The sequence below is a fragment of the Sinomicrobium oceani genome, from assembly GCF_900119185.1.
GTDB classification, from domain to species: domain Bacteria; phylum Bacteroidota; class Bacteroidia; order Flavobacteriales; family Flavobacteriaceae; genus Sinomicrobium; species Sinomicrobium oceani.
The window spans coordinates 1-12,832 of sequence record NZ_FPJE01000044.1; the positions used below are offsets into that span (position 1 = coordinate 1).

General features: G+C 44.8%; 9 protein-coding genes. 6 read left to right on the top strand and 3 right to left on the bottom strand.

Features of this window, described 5'->3' with window-relative positions:
- Positions 1 to 284, bottom strand: a 284-nt coding sequence (locus BT112_RS21075) for a transposase (protein ID WP_072319433.1), incomplete at its 3' end; no start/stop codon positions are given.
- A 70-nt stretch (positions 285 to 354) separates the two neighbouring features.
- Between BT112_RS21075 and BT112_RS21080 the strand changes: the two genes are divergently transcribed.
- The 4 genes from BT112_RS21080 to BT112_RS21095 all read left to right on the top strand — a co-directional run bounded on the left by BT112_RS21080 (position 355) and on the right by BT112_RS21095 (position 8,500).
- A complete protein-coding gene (locus BT112_RS21080; RefSeq protein WP_072319434.1) occupies positions 355 to 1,155 on the top strand; it encodes an HTTM domain-containing protein in 801 nt (266 codons plus the stop codon).
- The gene (locus tag BT112_RS21085; protein ID WP_072319435.1) at positions 1,139 to 3,718 is read left to right on the top strand and encodes a carboxypeptidase-like regulatory domain-containing protein; all 2,580 of its coding nucleotides are present in this window, start codon (positions 1,139 to 1,141) and stop codon (positions 3,716 to 3,718) included. The genes BT112_RS21080 and BT112_RS21085 overlap by 17 nt, the downstream gene beginning before the upstream one ends.
- A 423-nt stretch (positions 3,719 to 4,141) precedes the next feature.
- Positions 4,142 to 5,950, top strand: a complete 1,809-nt coding sequence (locus tag BT112_RS21090; protein WP_072319436.1) for a family 43 glycosylhydrolase — start codon at positions 4,142 to 4,144, stop codon at positions 5,948 to 5,950.
- A 159-nt stretch (positions 5,951 to 6,109) separates the two neighbouring features.
- Positions 6,110 to 8,500, top strand: a complete 2,391-nt coding sequence (locus BT112_RS21095; RefSeq protein ID WP_072319437.1) for a glycoside hydrolase family 127 protein — start codon at positions 6,110 to 6,112, stop codon at positions 8,498 to 8,500.
- Positions 8,501 to 8,561: 61 nt separating this feature from the next.
- On the opposite strand, the gene BT112_RS21100 is transcribed toward BT112_RS21095, so the two are convergent.
- Together BT112_RS21100 and BT112_RS21105 are read right to left on the bottom strand one after the other, a co-directional pair.
- Positions 8,562 to 8,954, bottom strand: a complete 393-nt coding sequence (locus BT112_RS21100) for a RidA family protein (protein WP_072319438.1) — start codon at positions 8,952 to 8,954, stop codon at positions 8,562 to 8,564.
- Between the two features lie 100 nt (positions 8,955 to 9,054).
- Positions 9,055 to 9,618, bottom strand: a complete 564-nt coding sequence (locus tag BT112_RS21105) for a Crp/Fnr family transcriptional regulator (RefSeq protein ID WP_072319440.1) — start codon at positions 9,616 to 9,618, stop codon at positions 9,055 to 9,057.
- Positions 9,619 to 9,818: 200 nt separating this feature from the next.
- Between BT112_RS21105 and BT112_RS21110 the strand changes: the two genes are divergently transcribed.
- Complete coding sequence (locus BT112_RS21110; protein WP_072319439.1) at positions 9,819 to 12,485, top strand: glycoside hydrolase family 3 C-terminal domain-containing protein; 2,667 nt, start codon at positions 9,819 to 9,821, stop codon at positions 12,483 to 12,485.
- A 73-nt stretch (positions 12,486 to 12,558) separates the two neighbouring features.
- Positions 12,559 to 12,832 (top strand): transposase (locus BT112_RS21535; protein ID WP_139276340.1); only part of this gene is annotated, 274 nt, incomplete at its 3' end.

Sequence of the window (12,832 nt, forward strand, 5' to 3'; positions counted from 1 at the left end):
TTCTTCACAAGGGCAGGCTCAAAGCTACTTTGTCGATCTTCGGGGGTATCGATATCAAAACTGCCAAAACGGCTTTTAAGCGTCTTTTTCCCCTTGCCATTGCGCTTATTGCCTTTGGTACGCTCCTGATCATCCAGATGGGCATCCATCTCTGCTTCCAGGGCCTTCTCGATCACGTTCTTTAACATCGGGGCTAAGGCGCCGCCTTCCCCGAAGAGGTTCTTCCCCGACATAAACTGTTCAAGGATCTTTTTCTCTAAATCTGATTGTGCTTCGTTGCTCATAATTACTATCTGAATAAAATTAATAATTTAAATCTATTCAGACAGAGTTCAGTTTACACCCTCCAGGATCATGATCAGTTTCATTGCCCTGATCGAAATATCGGCCATGGCAACCGATCTTTCCCTGTTTTTTTCAGCTTCCGGGACCCTCGTTCCGCAAGAACTGATGTATTTACCTTCGGAATCTTTTAAATACCTGTATCCCCTTTATCAGTTTCTGGAAAACCAGGGGCTCAATGATATATTTTATCCGGGTATTATTTATGCGTATTGCATAGCGCTGATTTTTATGGGGGTAGGGCTTATGACCCGCTATGTGTCGTTTATAGCCTTGATATTACAATTGATCATATTCCGGAGCTTTTCACCTTTTAACTACGGCTTCGATTATTTTTTGACGATGTCGCTATTTTATTGTTTTATTTTCCCAACCGGTAAATATTATGCTTTTGATGCCCAGATCTTCAGGTATGATCCAGTAATCAAATTCAACTACAGACGGATCATACAGGTTCACCTTGCCATAGCATACTGCTTTTCCGGAATTGCAAAAGGGCTGGATTCCGGCTGGTGGAATGGCAACTCTATTTGGAGAGCCATTACTTCGGTAGATAATTCCTATTATGCATATCCTTCTTTTCTGCTGATCATTGCAGGGATCGGTACGGTGCTGCTGGAATTTTTATATCCCGCTCTTATCATCTGCAAAAATACAAGGAAATATGCGGTAATGGCTATGATACTTATGCATCTCAGCATTGCAGTAATGATGAACCTATACGTATTCTCGGCTATAATGATAGTATGGAATATTGCTGCTTTTACAAGTTTAACCGCAACCAAGAGCTTTGTTCATGTGGAGACTGCTTAGTGTATCTTTTCTTTTACTTTGCGGGTTTACTTCTTTCGGACAGGAGAAAGAAATTTCGGGGACTTTAAAGAATACCGTTGGAGATCCCATACCTTTTGCCAATATCATTATCAGCGATACAATCCCTACGTCCCGGCCGTTAACATTCGGATACAGTGATGAAAAAGGCAATTATACTTTGAATATCCCTGTGAATTTAATACATATTCGGATGGATATTACTGCTCTTGGGTATGAAGAAAAAAATATTCTCCTGGATTTGAGAACGGTTGAAAGCGCCGATATCATATTGGAAGAAAGTGTAACACGGTTAGAAGAAGTGGTAGTCAAAGCCAGGTCCGATACCGATACTCTGGATCTCAATATCGGAAAAATGAATATGACGAAAGAGAACACCCTGCGTGATATGCTTAATAAAACAGATGGTATTATCGTTAGCGAGGAAGGAGGAATCTCGTATCAGGGCAAACAGATCAATAAGGTGTTGATAAACGGAAAAGAAGTGTTCGTACATCAAAATAAAGTCGCTCTGGATAATCTGAACTATGAGATTATGGACAATGTGCAAATTATCAATAATTACAAAGATAAGTTTGCCATCGATTTTGACAGGATAAGGGACCCTGTCATAAATATAGATACCAAATCCCATTTTAAAGGTATTGTAAAGGGACAGACCGATGTCGGATATGGCTTCAAAAACAGATATAGTGTAAAAGCAAAAGGCTTTTTTTTCTCGGATAAGCTCAATGCTTTTGCAACGTCACATACCAATAATACCGGAGAGCCGGCACTCAGTCAGAAGGATGTGACTGCCCTGCTCAATACGTACACGTCCGAAACGACCAATCAGTTTTTATCTCCCTTTTTTATGACTGATGACCAAACCGGAAAAAATGTGGTTAGTAACAGTAGTCTTACGTTGCGCTGGCAAGGAAAGAACAGCAAGACAGGTTTTGTTTTTTACCATGGAAATTTCAACAAGGAAAAGGAAATAGAATATCATACTTTGATCGCAGATACACTATTGCGAAAAAGTGAACGCACAACTATGGAGAGAGGCCATTTTGTGTCTCTCATGGCAAATCACAGCCATATAATGTCCTCTAAAACCGTTTTACAACATGTCTTCAGAGCAGTAGTACTCAGAAGCAGGGAGTACACTACAAGTATAGATACTCTGTTTGTCCCGGAAGTGTCCGGTTTCGGAGAACAGACCAGGCAACTTCCAAAAAGTTTTTCGTTGATCGATAATTTGAGACTTACCCGTTTAATCAGCGGAAATACGGCCCTGGGGCTTTCCCTGGATTATTTTTATGAGAAAAACTCCCGGGCGCTGGACACGAGATTGGTTCATAGTAGCGGAGAAGATGTTTTTCAGAAAAGTAGTTTTAAAAGACAATACCTCTCAGCTGCGGGAGAACTGAAACTCAGATTCCGGAAGGCCACGCTCAACACGGGGCTTACGGTGTCGAGGAGTGAGGAAAAAGGTGTCCTCGATGACATGTACGAGGTAGGGGAAAACAGGTTGAAAAGAAATATAACTACCGGAGAAATCCCACTGACCCTACAAGGTTCTATCAGGAAACTGGATTATACCATGGCGCTGACTCCGGTTTTAATCGTTGCAGATGACCGGTCCGGTCAAAGATTTCTGAAAATGAAGCACAAGCTTACATATAATTTTGAAGCTCAAAATAATATGAACCTCGAAGTCGATCGGGGATATAAATTCTTTGATCTTAATGTATTGTACGATACCATTGTACAGACGTACAATCAAAGAATTATCAACACTACCGATCACACACTTCGTTTTGCCGCTAAAGAGGCTATTGCTTTAAACTGGTATAATACAAATGTAGCCAGGGCCAGAACTATGAATTTGGGTTATGAGTTAAGCCGGGAACATCATTTTATGCAAAGTGTGCTGGATTCTGTTTCGGATAATGTTTTTTATTATTCCAATAGCATATTCGATGATAAATATACACACAAGATGAAAGCGGGGGGGAAAAAGAGTCTCTACCTCGGAACAGCATACCATCGTTTGGATATAGGAGGAAAACTGGATTACGCCATAAGCAAATACACCACCGTTCTCAATGAACGGTTGGTAAATACCCGGGTCCATTCCTGGAGTCCTGCTTTGGATCTGGGATTGACCCCCAGGAAGTTCTTCATGAAGGAAATAAAAAATACAACACAATTGAACCTTTTTGACTACCAAATAGAAGGCGAACCGGAGATCCGGCAATCCGTGCTCACCAATACGACAACTATCGAAGGGGTACACCACAAACTGAAGTGGATATTAGATTTTTTATACCGTTTTTATTACGTCAGGGAAGAGCGGTTTAACTATCCTGATGGTAATCTCTCTCTGAAATATGACCTTTCCGAAAACATATCTTTAGCAGTCTCCGGGAGATCAGTCCTTACTCTTTTCGGTCTGAACAACTATAATTTTGCAAATACTACATCCGAAGGAAACATAGTCACACAGGTCATGACCCGAAATAATCTGGGATACTTGCTGTTTTATACCTCGTTTAAATTTTGATATAGAAACAGAAAAGCAGCTGGTTTTATATGAAATTCAAAAAATAAAGATTAAAATATGGGTATTTAATAAAAAAACATTTGGATGCTACATCTTTTTTATATTAATTTGAAGTGTTTATCGAACACTTATGTTTTGTTTAGATATAGTCATATCGACTATATTTTTGAAGGAGATCGGCAAAAGCTTTTCAAATGCCGGGTGTATGCTATACCAGGGAAAAATCCCTAAAAACCGACATAAACGATAGTTAACCGACCAAAATTTTAATTGTGAACTATCTGTTATATGTAGCGTTCGGGGGGCTTTGTTTTGCAGTCCTGTGCACGATGATTTTGCCGAACATCAGGACGACCAGCGGGTGTCATAGCACCAGTCTACGGAGAAAATCAATGGATACCTCATATATTTATTTTAGTACTTATGAAAGAGAATATACGCTTTAAAAAGTCCGACGACGGCCCTTCAGGTATTATTTTATCATTCCGGATGCTTATTGCCGCACTGTTGCTTTTACCTGCTGCCGGATGGGGACAGAATCCTGTCATTCAGACTATATATACGGCAGACCCTGCACCCATGGTGCATAATGATACTGTATATGTATATACGACGCACGATGAAGACAATTCTACCTGGTTTACGATGAACGAATGGCGGGTATTTGCTTCGGGCGACATGGTGAACTGGACCGATTACGGGAGTCCTTTATCACTTGAGGATTTCAGCTGGGCAGACAAAAATGCCTGGGCAGCTCAGTGTATATACCGTAATGGAAAATATTATTTTTATATCTGTGCCAATCATAAGGAACTGAACCGGATGGCTATTGGTGTGGCGGTAGCAGATTCTCCCACCGGGCCTTTTGTACCTCCTTATGACGAACCTCTGGTAGCAGCCAACTGGGGAGATATAGATCCCAGTGTGTTTATAGATGACGACGGCCAGGCCTATCTCTATTGGGGAAATCCCAACCTTTATTATGTAAAGCTCAATGAGGATATGATATCTTACGATAAAGAACTGGGTGTAGTCCAGGAGCCGCTTACGGAAGAAGGATTTAAATTAAGGGTACTCCATGCCCACAAGACCTTTTCATGGGCAAGATCTATTGACGGATTGGCCTCGCACAGTGTAAAAGAAGAATCTACCAACACCTATTACTGGTATGTAAGTGCCAGGGATGAAAACAATCGTAAGGTTATAGCTGTAGGAAAAGGAGATAAGGCTATCGGCCCGTTTAAAGATGTTCTGGGAAAACCGCTGGTTGCCGGTATTGCCGATGAGGAGCTTATAAACCCGACTGTGGTGGTGGATGGTGCGGGGAAGTCCTATCTCACCTGGGGAAATTCTTCGCTTTGGTATGTACAGCTCGGGGACGATATGGTCTCTTACGATAAAAAGGTTGGAATCGTTGAAGTCCCTGAAGATAAAAAGGAGTGGTTTGTTTCAAAAATCAACGGGGAGACCAACAGCACCGGAAAACGATATACGACTTACGAAGAGGGACCCTGGCTGTATAAGAGGGATTCACTCTACTATTTGCTGTATCCCGCAGGGGGAGTACCGGAACACCTGGCCTACTCTACCAGTAAAAGTCCCACCGGCCCCTGGATATACCGCGATACAATCATGCCCGTTATCGAAAAAGGAGGAGCGTTTACCAATCATCCCGGAATTATAGATTTTAAAGGGAAGTCCTATTTGTTTTATCACGATGCATCCCTCTCCGGAGGTAATGGTTTTGAACGTTCGGTATGCGTTGAACCTTTTGCGTTCAATCCCGACGGAAGTATCCCGCGGATACGGCCTACAAAAGAGGGAGTACTTGTCCCCGCAGCCTATGTCGACCCGTACAGAAGGGTAGAAGCCGAAACCATAGCCTGGGAAGAAGGTGTAGAAACGCAAAAAACAACTTCCGGAAATATCTACGTAACCGACATCCATAACGGAGATTATATCAAAGTGAGATCGGTCGATTTCGGAAAAGGAGCAAAGACGTTCGAAGCCGCTGTTGCGGCCATGGCATCCGGAGCAAAGATCGAGATCCGCAAAGGCGGACTGAACGGAACCTTACTGGGGACGCTCGATATCAAAAAAACCGGAGGAGAACAACAATGGAAAACACAGTCTGTCCGTGTGACTAAGATAACAGGGGTTCATGATATCTTTTTTGTATTTAAGGGAGGAGAAGACAAACTGTTTAATTTCGATTGGTGGCAATTCAGATAATCCCAAATAATGATTGAGCCCTTAACATATCACTGTTTTATACAGCGCTGCCCCCTGTATATTCTTTAACTGTCCTGTAGTGGGATAATCCGGCGATTCTGATGGATTGGTACGGATTTTTTAGTCCAGCCCTTTTTATGACTACAAAAAAATACGAATATGAAAACGAAAATATGTTTCCTGGGATTGTGCGGACTGGCCATTTTGGGAAGTCTTACGGTCCATGCACAGGACAAACTATACGATGATACATTCCCGTTGGAAGATGTGAGGCTCCTGGAAGGACCTTTCCAACATGCGAGAGACCTCAATATCAAAGTACTTCTGAAGTATGATCCCGACCGTTTACTCGCCCCTTATCGCAAAGAAGCGGGATTATCTCCCAAAAAAGAAAGTTATCCCAACTGGGAGGGGCTCGACGGACATATCGGAGGGCATTATCTTTCTGCCATGGCCATGAACTATGCAGCTACCGGAAACCAGGAGTGTAAAACCCGTATGGATTATATGGTAGATGAAGTGGAGAAATGCCAGGAAGCCAACGCCAGAAACCATCCGGAGTGGGGTGTTGGATATGCGGGCGGGGTTCCCGATAGCAATACATTGTGGTCGGCTTTCAAAAAAGGAGATTTCAGTATTTATAATACATCTTGGGCACCGTTTTATAACCTTCATAAAATGTACGCCGGACTCAGAGATGCCTGGTTGTATGGCAATAATGAGAAAGCCCGGAAACTTTTCCTTAAATTTTGCGATTGGGGTATCGATGTCACAGCCGGATTATCCGAGGAGCAAATGCAGGCCATGCTTCACATGGAACATGGAGGGATGCCCGAGAGCTTTGCCGATGCCTACCAGATGACCGGGGAAGGAAAATATCTGGAAGCGGCAAAACGGTACGCTCACCGTGCCTTACTCAACCCCCTGTCCGAAGGAATAGATAATCTGGACAATAAACATGCCAATACCCAGATCCCGAAGTTTGTGGGTTTCGAACGGATAGCAGCATGGAGTGGTGATGAAAAATTTGCCCGTGCCGGACATTTTTTCTGGGAAACAGTGACTTCCAATCGCTCCCTGGCCTTTGGAGGTAACAGCAGAAAAGAACATTTTCCCAGTAAAGCGGCAAGTATAGATTATATCAATGAAGATGATGGGCCGGAGTCCTGTAACTCCTATAATATGCTCAAACTTACCGAAGACCTTTTCCGGGAAAGTCCGGAAGCGAGATATGCCGATTATTACGAAAGAACATTATACAACCATATTCTTTCCACACAACATCCGGAGCATGGCGGATATGTCTATTTTACGCCGGCACGTCCCCGTCATTACCGGGTATATTCCGCACCCAACGAAGCCATGTGGTGCTGTGTAGGTACAGGTATGGAAAACCACGGGAAATATAACCAGTTTATCTATACGCACTCCGGAAATTCCCTGTACCTGAATTTATTCATAGCCTCCGAGCTCAACTGGAAAGAAAAGGGAGTAAAAATTATGCAGGAAACCGACTTTCCTCTCGAAGAACAGACCAGGTTGACCATTACCGAAGGAAGCGCCCGTTTTATCCTGCGGGTAAGATATCCCGGATGGGTCAAAGACGGAGCGCTGAAAATTACAATCAATGGCAGCAACGTAAAATACAAACAACAACCTTCATCGTATATTGCTATAGACCGAAAGTGGCAGCAAGGCGATATCGTGGAAATTTCCCTGCCGATGCACAATACGGTTGAACAGTTGCCCAACGTTCCGCAGTATATGGCTTTTATGCACGGTCCTGTGTTGCTGAGTGCCGTATCCGGAACTGAAGACCTTAAGGGGTTAATCGCCGATGACAGTCGCTTCGGACAGTACCCTTCCGGGGAACGTCTTCCTATCAACGAGGCTCCGATACTGATAGAGGACGATTTGAGCAGTATAGAAGACAAATTGCAACCCGTGGAGGGAAAACCGCTGAATTTTCGCTTGAACGTAAATATGAAAAATGCAGTAGAGACCAACCTGCAACCGTTCTATACGATTCACAATGCAAGATACATGATGTACTGGCTGACGCTTACCAGTGACGGGTATAAGACTTACGTGGATTCTCTGGCCTCCATAGAAAAAGAAAAGCTTGCCCTGGAAAAACGTACTATCGATTATGTAGCGACGGGAGAACAACAACCGGAGAGTGATCATTATATGAAAAACTCCAAGTCCAAAACCGGAAATAACAGGGACGAATTCTGGAGAGATGCACGTGATGGCGGTTATTTCAGCTACAGCATGTCGACCGGTTCGGAGCGCGACCTGGAACTTATTGTAAGGTACTGGGGATTCGAGTGGGGATCGCGAAAATTTGATATCTATATCGACGACCAAAAACTGGTCACCGAGGATACTTCCGGGAGTTCAAATATCAATCGTTTCAAGGATGTAGGCTATGCCATACCGGACGAAATGATACGAGGTAAAGATAAGGTCAGGGTTCGTTTTCAGACCACCCCCGGTGGTAGCACCAGTCCTGTGTATTTTGTGCGGATAGCAAGATCGGGGCAGTAAACGTATCCGGTTACTATAAACCGGGAACGTTAACCAGACGTTCCCGGTTTTTCCGAGGGCATTACCTGACTACGGTGGCTTCGAATTCGATGCTCAGGGTTTCGTAGAGCGACTTAACTTCCATAAGCGTAAGAGCCGTTTGCACCCCGTGTTTTTGGGTCCAGTCGGTGTAGTCGTTAAAACAGGTAGCGAAAAGTTCCTCCGATGAGGTGGTGTAGACGGTAAGGCGGACGATATTTTTACACGCATATCCCGCTTTCGAGATCACAGTTTCGAGGTTTTGCAGAGCCTGTTGCATTTGTGTTTTCATATCGGCGGTACTCGAAGAACCGTCGGGAAGTACTGCAGCCTGTCCTGCACAATAGAGGACACCTTCCTGTTGACGGACCTCAACGCCCTGTACATATCCGCGGGTGTCTTGCCATGTCCACGGATTGATAACTCTTTTTTGCATTGTTCTTTGTTTTTCAGATGAATAATTAACCTGCTACAAAGATCCGGAGCCGGGAGCCGTTTACCTGTGATCCATGTCACAATCCGTGCAATACCTCTTTTCAGGAAGAAAACCTGCTGAGCGTTTCTCGGGATACACCGAGATAAGAGGCGAGTAGTGTTTTGGGAACCCGTTGTAAAAGTGAGGGATGACGTTTCAGAAGTTGCTCATAGCGTCCTTTGGCATCGGAACTCAAAAGTGATAATATCCGTTGTTGAGAAGCAATGTGTCCCGAAGTGGCTTTCCGGAGAAAGAAATGTTCTATTTTCGGAAGCGTTTCGCATAGTCTTCGGTAATCCGGAAGTGTTATGCACAGGATTTCCGAGTCTTCAAGACATTGCAAAGACATGGTGGCCCGGGACTGCGAATAGAAGGCGAAAAAATCGGTTTCCCACCAGTCTTCCATAGCAAAGGATAAAATATGCGCTTTTCCCGATTCGTCCAGATATACCAGTTTTAAGAGCCCGGAAACAACAAAATAAGTGTATCGGACACTTTCTCCCTGGCGAACGAGAAATTCATGTCTGGCAAAAGTCCGTGAAGAAAAGCAGGAAGCTATGAAGTTAAACTCTTCGTCGGTTACCTGGATGATCTCTTCGATATGTCTTCGCAGTGTTTCTTTCATAGGTGTTATACTGCGCAAGATAAGGATATAATTGATGAAATTGTTTTTCTGAAGAATCAGAAGAAAGGCGGAAACATGAAAAAGACACAAAAAGAGCCCGTAGTGTTTGGTAAACATTCATTATATTTGGTTATGGTACAAAAGACTTTTAGTGTGGTGCAATAGTATAACAGTTCAGTGAACACCGAAAATAAGACATCATGATAATTAGAGTGCGGCCAAAGTATGCCCGTCCCGCGAGGGGATGGTTTTTTTTAATGATCCTGGCGATATCCTTAACGGCCTTCGGGCAGGATTCCTATCCTTTTCGCAACCCGGATCTTCCTGTGGAAGGCCGTTTGAACGACCTGGTATCCAGACTTACCCTGGAGGAGAAGATCGGGGAATTAATGTCGGATGCGCCGGGAGTAGATCGTTTGGGAATTCCGCCATACAATTGGTGGAACGAAGCTTTGCACGGTGTGGCCCGGGCCGGGTATGCCACGGTGTTCCCGCAATCTATTACCATAGCAGCGTCCTGGAACGACAGCCTGCTTTTTGAAGTGGCCACGGCCATTTCCGATGAAGGAAGGGCCAAACACCATGAATACCTCCGGCGGGGACAGCACGATATCTACCAGGGACTGACGTTCTGGTCGCCCAATATTAATATTTTCCGTGACCCTCGCTGGGGGCGTGGACATGAAACCTATGGCGAAGATCCTTATCTAACCGGGCAGCTTGGGTTACAGTTTGTGAAAGGATTACAGGGCGATGACCCCGATTACCTGAAAACGGTGGCTACGGCCAAGCACTATGCCGTGCATTCCGGTCCTGAGCCTTCCCGTCATGAATTTAACGTATTTCCGGGGAAAAGAGATCTGTGGGAAACCTATCTTCCGGCATTCCGGACTTTGGTCAGGGAGGGCAATGTATATTCTGTGATGACGGCATATAACCGGGTTGATGACCAGGCTGCAAGTGCGAGCGATGAGCTGTACGACATCCTTAGAAAACAATGGGGTTTTGATGGCTATGTAGTCTCGGACTGCGGAGCGATCGAAGACATCTGGAAACATCACAAGATCGCGGATAATGCCGCTATGGCCTCAGCCCTTGCCGTGAAGGCGGGATGTGACCTCAATTGCGGAGATTCTTATCAGTTTCTCCATGATGCCGTAAAAGAAGGGCTTGTCACCGAGGACGATCTCGATGTAGCTGTTAAACGGCTTTTCCGGGCTCGGTTTAAACTGGGTATGTTCGATCCGGAAGAGCGGTCTCCTTATTTTCAGATTCCTTACGCGGTCAATGGTAATGCCGCTCATTCCCGGCTGGCCCGGAAAGCAGCACAGGAAAGCATCGTGCTGTTGCGCAATGAAAAAGGATTATTGCCACTATCCGGAGACATCAAAAATATAGCGGTTATAGGTCCGAATGCCGATAATATACAATCTCTTTGGGGAAATTATAACGGTATACCTGAGCATCCGGTAACCGTATTGCAGGGAATAAAGAATAAAGTGTCCCCGGAAGTCAATGTAATGTATGCCGAAGGAAGCCCGCTGGCAGATGGAATCCCGACCATGGAAGTTATTCCTTCCGTCTATCTGCAAACCGAAGAAGGCCGGCAGGGGCTTAAAGCAGAATATTTCGATAATGACAACTGGGAGGGAAAACCCTTATTTACAAGAGTAGATGACCGTGTCGATTTTCAGTGGGATATTGATACTCCGGACCCGCGACTGCACATGGGACAATACAGTATTCGCTGGACAGGATATCTGATACCTCCTGCATCGGGGACCTACTACTTTAGCGATTGGGGCAAGCCCTTTATGGAATTCTCTCTTGCAGAACTGGCCGAAGGCGGCGGAAATCACCGGCACCGTGCCGTACTCGAACCGGAACAAGCTGTTCTGGAAAAAGGTAAAAAGTATAAGATAGAAGTCAGGTATAAAAATTATTACGGGGATGCTACGGCCAGGATGCTGTGGAGCACGCCAAAAAATGATCAGAAGGAAAGCGCCATGGCCATTGCCGAAAAGGCAGATGTGATTGTTCTGGCCCTGGGGTTGAGCGAACGACTGGAGGGCGAAGAGATGAGTATTGAAGTGGACGGCTTCTCCGGGGGAGACCGCACCACCCTGAATCTCCCTCAGGTACAGGAACAACTGATGAAGGATATTGTAGCCCTGGGCAAACCGGTAGTACTGGTATTACTTAACGGAAGTGCCCTCGCTATCAATTGGGCTGCAAACCATGTCCCCGCCATACTGTCTGCAGGGTATCCCGGACAGCAGGGAGGGAATGCCATAGCCGATGTGCTTTTCGGAGATTACAACCCGGCAGGACGCTTACCGGTAACCTACTATAAATCCGTAGAACAGCTTCCCCCGTTCGAAGATTACAACATGAAAGGAAGAACATACAGATATTTCGATAAAGAACCTCTTTATCCCTTCGGATACGGGTTGAGTTACAGTCGTTTTACTTACGATAAACTCCGGGTGCCTTCGGAAGTCGATATCCGCAAACCTATAACGGTCGAAGTTGAAGTTACCAATTCCGGGAATATGGATGGCGATGAGGTCGTGCAGTTGTATGTAAAAGATGAAAAGGCATCAACACCATGTCCTGTACACCAGTTAGCGGGGTTCCGGAGAATACATCTCAGAAAAGGGGAACGCCGGGTAGTGACATTCCGTATAGCGCCGAGGCAACTGGCCCTGATCAATAAAAAAGATAAACTGGTTGTAGAACCTGGCTGGTTTACCATCTATGCCGGTGGCGAACAGCCCGGTTTTTCCGGAAGGTGTGATGCCGCGTCTACCGAAAGTAGCTCCGCGCGTGTCAAAATAACCGGAAAAACCACGGAAATAGATTTTTAAAGTCTGTTAGGAGGTTGTCTAAAAAGGCAGCCTCTTTTTTTTGTTATAAGGTTTTGTGTTTGTAACTTTAAGCATGAGCCGAAAAGTCACCTGGAAGATCTACGACCAAGGGCAGTTGAGCCTGCTTCCGCCCAGTTATGATGACCTAGTTCCTCAGAACCATCCTGTACGTATTGTCAACACGATTTTGGACTCGGTAGACTTGAGCAGCCTGGAAAAGACCTATCGTGGAGGCGGTACATCGAGCTATCATCCCAAAGTATTGCTAAAAATTTTAGTGTATGCCTATTTGCGCAACCTGTATTCTTCGCGTAAAATAGAGCAGGCTCTACATGAAAACATCCATT